A 13,649-nucleotide genomic window follows, 5' to 3' on the forward strand; every position below is an offset into this window, starting at 1 on the left:
CCCAGCGACATAGCCTGATCCTTCTTTGGCTCATGCAAATTTCATTTCACGTGAGCGACGACGACCTCGCCCGCCGCGTGATGACGCAAAAGGCCCGCTCACTGCGCGATCAGCCCCTGTTCTCGGGCGGCATCGTCATAAAGGAAGGCGGTGTTGGGATCAGGGTGGCCATAGCGATCAGAATCCGTTTCCCCCAGCCGGGTCAGCAGATCCCTGATCAGTGCGAGGCGTGCCTGATGCTTGTCGTCCCCGCGAACCACCGTCCAGGGTGCCGCGATGCTGTGCGTGCGGGCGAGCATTGCATCGCGCGCCTTGCTGTAGGCCTTCCAGCGCTTGTTCGCCTGGTCGTCGATCGGGCTGATCTTCCACTGTTTGAGCGGATCCTCGCGGCGGGCGGTCAGGCGCTTCTTCTGCTCCTCCCTCGAGATATCGAGATAATATTTTACCAACGTGACCCCGCAATGTTCGAGCAACTGCTCGAACATCGGCACGGTCGTCAGGAACTCCTCATATTCCTTATCGGTGCAAAACCCCATCACGCGCTCCACGCCGGCGCGATTGTACCAGCTCCGATTGAACAGGACGATCTCGCCGGCAGCCGGCAGATGAGGGACCCAGCGCTGGAAATACCAGGACCGGCGATCGTGATCCGATGGCGGCCCGAGTGCCACCACGCGGGTTTCGCGCGGGCTCAAGTGCTCGACGACACGCTTTATCGTGCCGTCTTTGCCGGCCGCGTCGCGCCCTTCAACGATGACCAGCACCTTGCGGCCATCCTCGATAATTCCCCGCTGCAGGGCGGTGAGCCCGATCTGGAGCGCGCGCAGCTGCTCGGCGTAACGGGGCTCGTTCTTCGCCTTCACCACCGGTTCTTTCTCCTGTCGGCAATCATACACACCACGGTAGCGGGCCGCGAGGGGCCGGGGCCGCACTCGTGGGCCGGTCTCAAACAGCGGCACCAACGGCATTGTGCTCCACCGCTGATGCCCGACTCATGCCGCCCCGACTGATACCCGCCAGCCGGGTGCGCTTCAGCAGCAGCGCGTTGACCGCGACGAGTGCGGAGCTGCCCGACATAGCCAGCGCAGCGACCTCGGGGCTCAGCAGCACCGGATAGAGCACACCTGCCGCGAGTGGAAAGGCGATCACATTGTAGCCGACCGCCCACCACAGATTTTGGTGCATCTTGCGAAGCGTGGCGCGTGAGAGCGCTATGGCACCGACAATATCATAAGGATCGCTCTTCATCAGGACGACATCGGCGCTTTCCATCGCGACGTCAGTGCCCGCCCCGATCGCAAACCCTACGTCGGCCTGGGTAAGCGCGGGGGCATCGTTGACTCCGTCACCGACCATGCCGACACGCTGGCCCTGGGCCTGCAGCTCCTTGACCTTCTCCGCCTTTTGACCGGGAAGCACGTCGGCAAGGACGATGTCGATGCCAAGCTCATCGGCGATTCGCTTGGCCGTGCCGGCGTTGTCGCCGGTAATCATCGCGACCTTGACGCCGCGCTCCCGAAGCGCCGCGACGGTCGCCTTCGCGGTTGGCCGCGCCGCATCCGCTATGGCGATCAACCCGAGAATCTCGCCGCCGCGCGCAACATGGACGACGGTGCGCCCAGCCCCTTTCAGGCGTTCGCCAGGTTCCTCGAGGGCACCCAGCGCGACTTTTCCTTCATCCATGAGGCGCCGGTTGCCAAGCAGCACGGTTGCGCCCTCGACTTGGGCGCTGGCGCCCTTCCCCTCGATATTGGCAAAGTCGCGCGTCTCAGGAAGGGTGATACCGGATGCACCTTCGAGGACCGCGATCGCAAGCGGGTGGTCGGAGTTGCGCTCGATCGCGCCGGCGATGCGAAGCACCTCGTCCCGGGTTATGCCTTCCGCTGTGACAACCTCGACAACGTTGGGCCGGCCCATGGTGAGCGTGCCCGTTTTGTCGAACACGATGACGTCAAGCTTGGTCGCATCCTCGAGCGCGCTGGCATTCTTGAACAGGATGCCGTTCATCGCGCCAAGGCCGGTGCCGACCATTATCGCCATCGGCGTGGCAAGGCCAAGGGCGTCCGGGCAGGCGATCACGAAGACCGTGATCGTCATGGTCAGCGCAAACAGCAGTGTCCCACCCAGCATCCAGTACCAGATGGCGAACGTCGCGAGACCGATCAGAATTGCCGCGAGCACCAGCCACTGCGATGCCCGGTCGGCGAGCAGTTGTGCCGGCGCCTTCGAGTTCTGCGCTTCCTGGACGAGCTTGACGATCTGGGCGAGCGCGGTGTCGGCGCCCACCTTGGTCGCACGGTAGCGGAAGCTGCCGCTGCGGTTGATCGTCGCGCCGATCACTGTGTCGCCGGGCGCCTTCGACACCGGCATCGATTCGCCCGTGAGCATCGACTCGTCGACCTCGGATTTGCCTTCGAGGATTTCGCCGTCGACAGGAATCTTGTTGCCCGGCCGGATCAGCACGACATCGCCGGCCAGTACCTCCGCGGTCGGCACTTCGACGTCCTTTCCGTCGCGCTCCACGGTCGCCATAGGCGGCGCCAGATCCATGAGCGCGCGGATTGCCTGGGACGCGCCGGCGCGGGCGCGCATCTCCAGCCAATGGCCGAGCAGGATGAAGATGAGCAGGACCGCGGAAGCCTCGTAAAATTGCTGGCCCTTGAACAGGAATGTCGACGCCACGCTGAACAGATAACCGGTACCGACGCTCAACAGGACGAGCACCGCCATGTTGAGCACACCGTTTCGAAGCGCGCGGATCGCGGCGACCACGAAGGGCCAGACCGGATAGAGGATCGCGGCGCTGGCAAGCAGGAACAGGGTCAGGTCGAGACTGAGTCCGAACATCGGTTTCAGCAGGGGATGGTCCAGGCCCATTGGCGACAGCGCGAAGATCGGCAGGCCAAAAACGAGGCTGACGATAAACCTGTTGCGCATGTCGCGCGCCATCGTCGCCATGTCCTTGCCGTCGCCATGGCCCATCTCGTGCGCCATGGCGTCGTGTTCGGCCGTCACGGGCTTGCGATCGGGAGCAACCGATTTGGCGGCGACTCCATCGGAACGATGATCGGCAGGGTGCGTCGCGGCGGGCAAGACAGAGGACAGGGTTGTGCTTCCGATCACGCACACATGCCGCGGGACGAGCCGGCCGCCGCAATGGAAGCCGCAATCCGCGATCTTCTCCTCTATCGCGGCTTCGCTGGTGCGCGCTTCATCAAAGCTGACGGTGACGCTGTCGGAGGCGGCGTTCGCGGAGACCCGCGTTACGCCGGGAACCCGCAGCAACTGCTTTTCGACCCCGAGATGGTCGAGTGTTCCGAATGATCCACGCAGATCGAAGGTCGACGTCTTCAAGGCAGGTCTCCGAAATCGAGGCAAGGCGCTGCCGACGGGTCGGCAGCCATAGATGCGCCCGCCGCGAAGGCCTGCGCGTGTGGGCCAGTCATCACGGCTGACCTATTGCCGCCGATCACCCATGAAGCGCAGCAGGAACAGGAACAGGTTGAGGAAGTCGAGATAGAGCGTCAGCGCTCCCATCACGACCGCCTTGCCGCGAAACTCGGTACCGGCCACATCGAAGTAGACGCTCTTGATCTTTTGCGTGTCAAACGCGGTCAGGCCCGCAAACAGAAGCACGCCGATCGCGCTGACGATGAGATCCAAAGTGGACGACCGCAGGAACATGTTGACAATCATGGCGATGAGCAGGCCGACGACGCCCATGATCAGGAAGGTCCCGAACGCCGACAGGTTCCTCTTGGTAGTGTACCCCCACAGGCTCAGGCCTCCGAAGGCTGCGGCCGTAACGAAGAATGTGCGTGCGACACTCACGCCGGTATAGGCGAGAAGGATGGTCGACAGCGACACGCCCATCAGGATCGCATACGTCCAGAACAATGCCTTGACGGTGGGTTCGGACAGCCGGTTGATACCGACGCTTAGCGTGAAGACGAGGGCGAGCGGTGCGAAGACCGCTATCCATCCGAGCAGTGTCGGAGTGCCGCTCGCGGCGAAAAACACGGCGCGTACCCCGGCGCTGTTCGCAACCAACATCGCGACGATCCCGGTCAACAACAGACCGCTGGCCATGTAGTTGTAGACTGCGAGCATATATGTTCGCAGTCCCGCATCGGAGGCGACCGCGGGGATTACCGGATTCCTGCCAGCAGTAAGCGGCGATGTGGTCGGTTTCAGCGGATCTGCCATAGCCAGTGCTCCTTCTCGGTGTGGCGGTTTCAAGGTTCAGTCACTTCGGCGAGGCGACCGGCACCGTACATGCAGCCGCGCCAGTCTGTGCGCCGCGTCCCGATGCCGGGCGGACGGCTGAGCGGTTCCCTCGGGATTTGCGCCGGTCGGCTGGTAGGGAATTCATCGCTGACCCGCTCCTGCGTCACGCTTTGCCCCGAACAGGCGCGCGAGGTGGGGCACGAACGGTGGAACGGTCTTTGTGTAGCGACGATAGGCATCGCCAAATTCGGCCAGCGCCTCACGCTCCTCGGTCCGCGCCAACCGCAAATACATGACGACGAGCACCGGGAACATCGCGAGCGTCAGGATCGTCGGCCATTGCAGCAGGAACCCGAATATCACCAATACGAACCCGACATATTGCGGGTGCCGCACATAGGAATAGATGCCCTGGGTCGCGAGCTCGTGGACCTTTTGCGCGTCGTACAGCGCCTTCCAACCTGTCGAGATCAGAATGAACCCGCCGCCGATCAGGAAAAAGCTCATGATATGGAATGGCCCGGCATGCGGATTAGCCCGCCAGCCGAAAAGCATCTCAAGCAGATGCCCGGCATCATGTGAGAACCAGTCGATATTGGGATAATGGCTCTGCAGCCACCCGGACAGGACATAGAGGGTCAGTGGGAAGCCGTACATTTCGACGAACAGCGCCACAAGGAACGCGCTGAATGCGCTGAACGATCGCCAGTCCCGAGTGGTTCGCGGCTTGAAGAAACTGTAGGCGAACAGGATGAACACCGCCGCATTGACGACGACGAGATCCCAAAGGCCATAGGCTTGCGCATGGCCCGTCACTGGCCCTGAACCTCATGGGGCGAACGATCGGCCCCCGGCTGCGGTGTTCCATCGTGACTATGCCCATGTCCGTGATGCATGAAGAGGTGCATCAGGGGACACGACAGCAGCAGCAGAAAGGGCAGCGCGCCAAGTACATGCGCGCGATGCTCCGTGAACAGCAGCACGAAACCGAGCGCAAGAAAGCCCATCATCACGATGCCCGCGCGCGACGTCAGGAAATTCTCTTTCCCAGTATGTGCCGGTCGTTGCCGTTCCATGATCACGTTTCCTTGAATATAGAACTCGTTAAAAATTGCTGATTGCTCACTTGCGCTGCGCCGTCCTAGGGACGCTGCCAATGACCGATCCAATTGTGGAATGCGGCGAAGAGACCTCCCACGGCTGCTCCGAAGACGATCGACCAGCACAACCCCGCCCCCAGCGCGACGAACGATCCCGGCGGAGCTGGCGTGAACATCGTCACAAACATGTGTGACCCGATCGGACCGAACAAAGTCGCCGCGAGCCAGCAAAGCACGAAGACAGTGGAAAGAGCGGCAGCGCTGCTCGCGGCACATCGTATCACACTGAGCTTGCTTGCATCGGTCATGACGGCTTCCTTTCCCCCCAAATTTGGGCCGGATCGAAGACAGCCACTATACGTATTCCACCCAAGGCTTGGTCACTCGACGCTGGTCGATGCTGCCGTCAGCGGGAGGGCATCGCCCATGCCGCAGTCCTTGGCGTGACAACCATAAACCGCCGCATCGTACGGGAGAGATGCGCGTGGTCATTGAACCTCGCATCCGCTGCGGCTGCCATAAGGGGCCGCCAAGCGCTCGGAGGCCGCGCATAGCCCTGCAAGGCCAATGAGCCTTGCCGGACATCGTGGCCATTCCGGTCGGTCTGGGATTGTCTCTTGACCTGATTCTTCTTTTCGGGCTGGCGATGTTCGGTCTCTATCTATGGTGCAGGGCCGAGCGGGAATCCGGCTGGGTCCTCCCCTTATGGGATGGCCCGCCCCTTTTCACCAGCATCAGGTATGATGCTGGTGCTTGAAAGGGAAAGGAGCGGACCGATGTCTATTGTGATCCTTGGCGTTGATTTGGGCAAGAATGCCTGCAGTGTCGTAGGCGTTGATGCAGCAGGCGCTGTCATCGTGCGTAAGTCGATGCGCCGACAGACACTTATCGATTACGTGACCAAGCTTCCGGCTTGCGTGATTGCAATGGAGGCGTGCTGTGGTGCCCACCACCTTGGTCGACTTTTCGCCGCGCAGGGGCACGAAATCAGATTGATGTCGCCGGAGTACGTGCGCCCGTATGTGAAGTTATGGCGAGGTGAGCATAAGCGGACTAATCACGAGGTCCCCATAATGCGGAGGAACGCGGCCTGATTGGCGGATTTTCGTTGTTTTCGGATCGACTTGCTTCGCATTATTTGGCGCCGAACCTCTGCGGGTCAATAGACCAGCAGAGGAGCCGCCAATGTCGGATAAACATCACGAACTAATCGCCACACTTAAGTCGTCGCTTATCGGTCAGCGATACAGCCCGGTGGTGGCGAGGAATTACTGCGCCTACGCTTCTGGATTTCTCGATTATCTGGAGCAGCGGGGTATCCCCGTCACGGGCGTGATCGACGTGCATGTGGAACGATATCTGCGGCACGCAATCGTCCAGTTCGAAAAGCAGCGTGGTCGACGTCCCAGTGCGCGCTGGCACGAGGTCCCACGCTCCGGAATTCACGCACTGATGCGGCTTGTTCACGGCCAATGGCCGCCAGCCATCAAGCCAGCCTGTGAGGCCGATGAGGTCCGATTTTCAATCTGTGACGAATACGAAATCTGGCTGCGTGAGGAACGCGGGATGGCTTGCGCGAGCGTCGCAGCGCTGATGTGGGAAGCCCGGAACTTCCTGGCTTGGCAGATCGATTGCGGAAACGACGGCTTGGCGGATCTGAGCGTCACTGACGTTGACCGTTATATGGATTTGCGCGCGCCGAAACTGACGCGCTGTTCGCTGAAGTCTGTGGCAGAGCGGCTTCGCTCGTTGCTGCGCTACCTCCATATCACAGGTCGCGTTACGACGGATCTGTCAGGGCATGTGCTGGCGCCGACGCTTTATGCATATGAAGGCGTACCTTCGGTCCTGAGCCGTGGGCAGATCATCGCCGTTCTGGAGAGTGCCGAGAAGGACAAGTCACCGGCGGGGTTGCGGGATTATGCGATCCTGCAACTCCTCGCAGCCTATGGTCTGCGGTCAGGTGAAATCCGCCATCTCCGGATCGAGGACATCGACTGGCGAACGGAAGCCATCCATGTGCGTCACCACAAGACGCGAGCCAGCACATTCCTGCCCCTTCTTGAGCCGGTCGGCGAAGCGGTGCTCGCCTATCTGCGATCCGGGCGCCCCTCGACCGATGCCAGGGAGATCTTCGTTCGTACACGCGCGCCCTACCGAAAGCTCGATAAGCTATACAGCATGGTTCGGCGGCGGCTCCGTGACGCTGGCGTTCAACCGCCTGGTAAGTGCGGCCCCCACATCTTCCGTCATGCGCGCGCGGTCGAAATGCTGCGCGCCGCGGTGCCTCAAAAGGTCATCGGCGACGTGCTGGGACATCGTTCGACAGGATCGACGGCTCCCTATCTCAAACTTGCTACCGAAGACCTCAGGGCCATCGCGCTAGACGTGCCGGGAATGGAGTTGGTGGCATGACCGCACGCTGGCCCGATCCCGACCGAGCGATCATTGGCCGCTATGTCGCGAGCCTTGATCTGCGCAGCACGAAAAGCCGAGCCGGTTATGCCCAGGTCTTGCATGGCTTGCAGGATGTCGCTGAACGTTACGAGGCACTGGATCAGGAAGTGCTGCTGGCCTGGCTACGAGAATCGGCCGTTCGTCGAGCGCCGTCCACGCTCTTGCACCGCACCCGCATCGTTGACCGGTTCCTCGAACGCCTGGCGAAAATCGGCGCGATCCAACGCAATCCCGTCGCCGCTCTGCGCGATGAGTGCAATATCAAGCAGTGCATGCCGATCTGGCGGGCATTGGCGTCGCGGAATCCGCAAGAGGCACTTGCCGAACTCCGCCAGCCCAGACCGTTCGGAAGCGTGCTGGGCGAAATAATGGCCGAGCATGTCGCGATGATGCGGCGCAGAGGATACAAATACACATCGCAGCCCCAGTTGCTTTTGCGGTTCGACCGGTTCCTCCAGTTGCATCCGGGACCGGAAGCCGAGCCGCTGAGCTCCATGATGGATCGATGGGCAGCAACGAATGGCACGCTTCATCACGCTGAGGAATGCGAAAAGCTCGCGCGCGTCTTTGCGAAAATCCTGCGTCACCGCGACCCGTCGATACCCATGCGCCGACCTGACCCGAGACCGAGGAAGGAGGCCTCCAAGCAATGGCGAACGCCTCATATCTACTCGCCTGCCGACGTTCGGCGGATGCTCGAGATCGCACGTAACTACCCGTCGCCGCAGGCACCACTTCGCCCACAGAGCATGTACACCATGCTGCTCCTCGCCTATTGCGCGGGCTTGCGGCGCGGTGAGCTTGCCCGTCTAGATCTTGGTGATGTTGACCTGCACGCGGGTAGCATTACCATCCGGCAGACCAAGTTCTTCAAGACCCGCATTTTGCCACTACCGGGCAGCGTTGTAGTCGAGCTTCGGGCCTACATCGATGCGCGCCGGCGTGCCGGTGGATCACAGGACGCACGGTCGGGTCTGTTCTGGCACGAGCGAGGCGACGGCCATTACACCCCGGAAATGATCACCTGGTTGCTCTCCGACGTCATACGCCGCGCCGGGTTGAAACCATTGCGAGGAAAAGCAGGCCCGCGCGTGCATGACCTGCGCCACTCGATGGTCGTGAACAGAATCCTCGAATGGTACCGAACGGGCATCAATCCGCAGGAGCGCTTGCCGTTCCTTGCGACTTACCTCGGCCATCGGGATATCAACTCCACGCTGGTCTACATTACGGTCACGCAGGAGTTGCTGCACCTCGCCAACGAGCGGTTCCGCACGATGGGCGCACAATGCCTCAGCCTGGGGCGGGAGGCGCAGCCATGAGCAAAGCCGACCCGTTCCCGAAACTGTTGCGCGCGTTCTTCTACGAATGGCTGGTCGAGCAGCGCAACGCGTCCATCCATACGGTTCGCTCATACCGTGACACCTGGCGGCTGTTGCTGCGGTTCGTCGCACAGCGTGCAGGAAAGAAGGTGGTGGTTATCACGCTGGCCGATCTGACCGCCAGCGCCGTCATTGCGTTCCTCAGCCACGCCGAACATGAACGCGGCGGCACAATCGGCACGCGCAACTGCCGGCTTGCCGCGATCCGCAGCTTCTTCCACTTCGTGGCCACCAAGGATCCCGCGTCGATCGCCCAATGCGTCGAAATCCTCCATATCCCGATCAAGCGTGCTCCCGTGTCGGCGCCGAGCTATCTGGATCCGGCGGAAGTGACGGCGATCCTCGCTCAGCCAGACCGTTCGACCGTTGAGGGTGCGCGCGACCATGCGCTGTTCTCGTTCCTCTACAACAGCGGCGCACGGATACAGGAAGCGCTAGATCTATGCCCCGAGGCGATCCGGTTCGAAAGCCCGAGCTGCGTGCGTCTGACCGGCAAGGGGCGGAAGGAACGCATCTGCCCGCTATGGCCGGAAACGGTCCTGCTGTTGCGCAAACTGCTCGAGCGGCAGCCACGGGCGCCTGACCAGCGGCTGTTCGTCAACCGCTATGGCGAACCCCTCAGTGCCTCGGGGGTTCGGTTCAAGCTTGCTGCCTACGTGAGGTCTGCGGCCGAAACCATGCCAACGCTATGTGCCAAGCATGTGACGCCACATGCCTTCCGCCACGCCACCGCCGTGCATCTCATCTCGGCGGGCGTCGACGTTACAATCATACGCAGCTGGCTCGGCCATGTGAGCCTCGATACAACCAACCACTATGCCAGGGCCAATCTGGAAACGAAGCGGAAAGCCCTGGAACAGGTCGCCGCTCCGACCACACCTGGCGGCAAACCATCCTGGAAACGCGATGCAAGCGTGCTCGCCTGGCTCGACAAGCTCTGAAATAATGAGGAGGAGCATGGCCCAGAAAGGCGAAAATCCGCCAATCAGGCCGCGTTCCTCCGCATTATGGGGACCTCGTGATTAGTTAAAGCGCAGAAGAATGATGATCGTGATGCGGAGGGGATTGCCGAGGCCGCCTCGCGCCCGACGATGCGCTTCGTCGAACTCAAGACTCAGGAGCAGTTGGACATCCAGACCCTCCACCGCGTCAGGTCCCGCCTGGTAGCCGAGCGCACAAACCTCATCAACCAACTGCGGGCGATCCTGCTGGAGCGGGGGACCATTTTCCCGGCCGGACGGCGCAAGCTGGAGCTGGGCATTGATGCCATGCTGGCCGCCGAAGATACGACCCTATCACCACGCTTGAAGCAACTGGTGGGTGAACTGCGTGCCGAATGGCACGAACTTGATACCAAGGTCGAGGCACTGAACGGCGAGTTTGTCGAACTGGCTCGCAATGATGCAGCTGCCCGGCGGCTCACGTCCATCCCCGGCATCGGTACATTGAACGCAACCGCTTTGATTGCAGCCGTGGGCGATGCCAGCAGCTTTGCCAAAGCGCGAGACTTGGGTGCCTGGCTCGGCCTGGTACCCAGGCAACATACTACCGGCGGCAAGCCCCGGCTGCTCGGCATCTCCAAGCGTGGCAACACCTATTTGCGCACTTTGCTCATCCATGGCGCCCGGGCAGCATTACCGTCACTGGCGCGCAGCGAAACCCCGCTGGGACGTTGGTTAACAGGAATGATCGAGCGAGGAGTTCATCGCAACGCAATCGTCGTCGCATTGGCGAATAAACTGGCGCGGATCGCTTGGGCAGCCCTCCGCAAAGAAGTGAGCTTCGAACGCGGCTATCCAGCAGCGGCATAACGGATCGGCTGCGTGCTTCTGCACGCGTAGCCCAACGATGTTTGCAGGAAGGATCGTGAAGATGGCCTGACAGTCGATCGGCGTCTGGAAAGCCCGGGCAAAAAAATGGCACCTGTTGCCGGTTCCCTTATTGTGGCTCCAGACGTGCGGATGTCCATCTTGGCCACGGGATGCTCCCGTGAGACCGCATACGTTGACGCAGACTGATCAGAACACCGTAAAATCCTACTTGCAAACGGGGCGGGCCATACGTTTTTGTGCGATGTTCCAAGCAAATGAGTAGCGAATAGAGAAGCGTAAGACGCAAAGATGTCTCCCCGGAGCCTTTGATCCGTCCTCGTAACATTACGCATATTGAGTCGGGAGCTGGGTCCATAGTTCTGGTGGCGAAGAAAGGTTCTTCACCGCCAGGTTTCCTCGGCGGGTCTTGTAAACTCAGCCAAGGAGGCTTCCACCATGTTGCTCAAGAAGAAGATCACCATCGCGCTTGCTGGCCTCGCCATGCTCGGCGCCGCGCCCACCTTCGCCCAGGGCATCGGCCACAGCTTTTTCATGCGCGGATCGATCGTCGGCAAAGACTCGACCGGAACGGTCGTCTGCGTCGGCAAGGCCGATGGCGCGACTGTCGGACAGGTCCTCGAGGTCTACCGTGTGCAAAGCACGCCTGGTCCTTCGAAGACCCCCGGCGCGGGCTTCCGTCGCGTGGCCGTCGGGCACGTCAAGATCGATCATATCTTCGATGACCATTTCGCGCATGTGAGCGTCGCCGATGGCACTCCCGCGGTCCACGACATCGTCGAACTCCGCAAGAAATAAGCTGGCAGCGGGGACTGCGATCGCCGTCCCCTACCATCAACGCGACACCTCGCTGCGAAACCAGACCGGCACCAGCGCTCGCAATCAAACGACGAACACCGGACTTGGCGCTCGGGGACATGAATTGAAAGGAATCGAGATGCGTTTCAGGAAATCAATATCGCTGGCCCTCGCTGGTATCGCCCTCGCCGGCGCGGTTCCCGCTCTGGCGACCGGCATCGGCCACACATTCTTCATGCGCGGAGCCATTGTCGGCAAAGACACGACCGGAACGATCGTGTGTGTCGGCAAAGCCGATGGCGCGACAGTCGGACAGGTGCTCGACGTCTATCGCATGAAGACGCTGCCCGGCTCCGGCTTCAAAGGAACTGGCCTCGCTTATCGTCGAGACCTCATCGGCCACGTCAGGGTCGACCATATTTTCGATGACCATTTCGCGCATGTGAGCGTCGCCGACGGCACGCCCGCAGTTCACGACATCGTCGAGCTCCGCAAGAAATAAGGGAGTGCCGGGGAGGGGCTTGCCGCTCCCCATGATGCCTGATGGCGACCGCAAGCAACGAAAAATCGCGCGGCGTTTGAGCGGACAGGAGAGCGGCGATGATCGACCGACGTCCAAATATTTCTCTTGACCCTGGACCTAGGTCCAAGCGGCACGGTGCCTCCGAGACTTGCGATGTCACGGCTTAGAATCGGTGAGCTGGCCGAGGCTGCCGGCGTTCGAAAGGATACCATACGCTATTATGAGCGCACCGGCCTGCTCCCCGCTCCGCAACGGACCAGTGCAGGATACCGCGTCTATCATCCTGCAGACGTCGAACGCATCAAGTTCGTTCGCGCTGCACAGGGGCTCGGTTACACCCTCACCGAAACGCAGGCGCTCCTGCTGGTGCGGGCCGGAGACGCCCTCGCCGGGTCGGAGATCCTCGCCGTCACGCGGGTCAAACTGCGCGAAGCACTGGCCAGGGTGGAACAGCTCAAGCTTATCGAAACAGGCCTTGAGCAGCTGGGTGAAGCGCCCTCGCACGAAGCCGAAAGCGACCCTTGCCCGATCCTCTTTCTGGTTCGGGACGGGCGGCTGTCTCAATTGGCCGCAGATCAACCAGAACAAATTTCCGTGGGAGAGGACCACACCACCTGCACCGGGAAGGACTGAACATGAAATACTCTATCTCGCTGGGATTGCTACCACTGGCGCTGCTCGGCGCTTGCGCGACCATTCCGCCGACTAGCGCGCAGATCGCGAGCTGCAAGGCCATGGAAGACAATATGGGTCTCGCGACGCCCCATGATCACAACGAGATGAAGGGACAGGGGCGCAACCCGATGAATCTCTCGCACGATCGCTGCCTGCAGATTCTCAAGCAGCAATGACACCCTGATCCGTCGGTCGAGCACGCTTATCAAGCTCGTCCGACGGGATTTGCGTTCGACCGCTCACTCTCATTCGGAGACACATCATGAAGACTCACCTCACGAATACGTCCGGGAAGATCGTCTCGGGGCTCACAGCCCTTGCGCTTCTCGGAACGCTTGCTGCGTGCGGCAAGAAGACGGACGGCACGCAAAACCAGGCTGCCTCCAATGCCTCTGCAAGCGCGCCCGGCGCGCTTGAAAACGACACCGCCGCCGCCACGGACTCTGTCGGGACCGACAACGCGGCGGCCGATATGGATGAGCGCCACCGTCAGGATATGGACCACAGCGACATGCGCCGGGGTGGGCCGATGATGCCCAATGGCGCCCCGCCTACGAGCACGCCCGACAACAGTCAGTCCGCCCCGATGAAGGACATGTAAGCAAAGCGGGCGGGAACGCCCGGCGCTGCCTGGGCCGAGCAAGATCAAATCGAAGGA

14 protein-coding genes and 2 pseudogenes are annotated in these 13,649 nt (G+C 61.4%); 10 read left to right on the plus strand and 6 right to left on the minus strand.

Going from position 1 to position 13,649, the window contains the following annotated elements; translation table 11 throughout:
• Positions 1-98 precede the first annotated feature (98 nt).
• The 6 genes from ppk2 to OVY29_RS23715 all read right to left on the minus strand — a co-directional run bounded on the left by ppk2 (position 99) and on the right by OVY29_RS23715 (position 5,635).
• Positions 99-863 (minus strand): polyphosphate kinase 2, encoded by a 765-nt coding sequence (gene ppk2, locus OVY29_RS23690; RefSeq protein ID WP_313912402.1) that lies wholly within the window; start codon positions 861-863, stop codon positions 99-101.
• Between the two features lie 82 nt (positions 864-945).
• On the minus strand, positions 946-3,354 hold the full coding sequence (locus OVY29_RS23695; RefSeq protein WP_010405647.1) for a heavy metal translocating P-type ATPase: 2,409 nt from the start codon (positions 3,352-3,354) through the stop codon (positions 946-948).
• A 102-nt stretch (positions 3,355-3,456) separates the two neighbouring features.
• Positions 3,457-4,206, minus strand: a complete 750-nt coding sequence (locus tag OVY29_RS23700) for a Bax inhibitor-1/YccA family protein (RefSeq protein WP_375713690.1) — start codon at positions 4,204-4,206, stop codon at positions 3,457-3,459.
• 162 nt (positions 4,207-4,368) lie between these two features.
• A complete protein-coding gene (locus OVY29_RS23705) occupies positions 4,369-5,043 on the minus strand; it encodes a methyltransferase family protein (protein ID WP_010405645.1) in 675 nt (224 codons plus the stop codon).
• On the minus strand, positions 5,040-5,303 hold the full coding sequence (locus OVY29_RS23710) for a DUF2933 domain-containing protein (RefSeq protein WP_010405644.1): 264 nt from the start codon (positions 5,301-5,303) through the stop codon (positions 5,040-5,042). The genes OVY29_RS23705 and OVY29_RS23710 overlap by 4 nt, the downstream gene beginning before the upstream one ends.
• Before the next feature lie 65 nt (positions 5,304-5,368).
• On the minus strand, positions 5,369-5,635 hold the full coding sequence (locus OVY29_RS23715) for a hypothetical protein (RefSeq protein ID WP_010405643.1): 267 nt from the start codon (positions 5,633-5,635) through the stop codon (positions 5,369-5,371).
• A 468-nt stretch (positions 5,636-6,103) separates the two neighbouring features.
• On the opposite strand from OVY29_RS23715, the pseudogene OVY29_RS23720 reads away from it, so the two are divergent.
• From OVY29_RS23720 to OVY29_RS23765, 10 genes and pseudogenes are all read left to right on the plus strand, one after another.
• A pseudogene (locus OVY29_RS23720) lies at positions 6,104-6,343 on the plus strand (IS110 family transposase); the annotation flags it as partial.
• A gap of 169 nt (positions 6,344-6,512) precedes the next feature.
• Entirely contained in the window at positions 6,513-7,742 is a 1,230-nt protein-coding gene (locus OVY29_RS23725) for a site-specific integrase (protein WP_066489022.1), read from the plus strand.
• Positions 7,739-9,106, plus strand: a complete 1,368-nt coding sequence (locus OVY29_RS23730; RefSeq protein ID WP_313912368.1) for a tyrosine-type recombinase/integrase — start codon at positions 7,739-7,741, stop codon at positions 9,104-9,106. Before OVY29_RS23725 ends, OVY29_RS23730 begins: the two co-directional genes overlap by 4 nt.
• A complete protein-coding gene (locus OVY29_RS23735) occupies positions 9,103-10,107 on the plus strand; it encodes a tyrosine-type recombinase/integrase (protein WP_066489027.1) in 1,005 nt (334 codons plus the stop codon). The genes OVY29_RS23730 and OVY29_RS23735 overlap by 4 nt, the downstream gene beginning before the upstream one ends.
• 87 nt (positions 10,108-10,194) lie before the next feature.
• Positions 10,195-10,977, plus strand: a pseudogene (locus OVY29_RS23740) (IS110 family transposase); the annotation flags it as partial.
• 456 nt (positions 10,978-11,433) lie between these two features.
• Complete coding sequence (locus OVY29_RS23745; protein WP_010405642.1) at positions 11,434-11,793, plus strand: hypothetical protein; 360 nt, start codon at positions 11,434-11,436, stop codon at positions 11,791-11,793.
• Positions 11,794-11,932: 139 nt separating this feature from the next.
• Positions 11,933-12,295: a hypothetical protein gene (locus OVY29_RS23750; RefSeq protein WP_313912403.1), complete on the plus strand. Its 363-nt coding sequence runs from the start codon at positions 11,933-11,935 to the stop codon at positions 12,293-12,295.
• 174 nt (positions 12,296-12,469) lie between these two features.
• A complete protein-coding gene (locus tag OVY29_RS23755; protein WP_010405640.1) occupies positions 12,470-12,949 on the plus strand; it encodes a MerR family transcriptional regulator in 480 nt (159 codons plus the stop codon).
• Positions 12,950-12,951: 2 nt separating this feature from the next.
• Positions 12,952-13,167: a hypothetical protein gene (locus OVY29_RS23760; protein WP_010405639.1), complete on the plus strand. Its 216-nt coding sequence runs from the start codon at positions 12,952-12,954 to the stop codon at positions 13,165-13,167.
• Positions 13,168-13,253: 86 nt separating this feature from the next.
• Entirely contained in the window at positions 13,254-13,592 is a 339-nt protein-coding gene (locus OVY29_RS23765; RefSeq protein ID WP_010405638.1) for a hypothetical protein, read from the plus strand.
• Positions 13,593-13,649: the final 57 nt, after the last annotated feature.

Source organism: Sphingopyxis sp. SE2 (assembly GCF_032227185.1).
Taxonomy (GTDB): domain Bacteria; phylum Pseudomonadota; class Alphaproteobacteria; order Sphingomonadales; family Sphingomonadaceae; genus Sphingopyxis.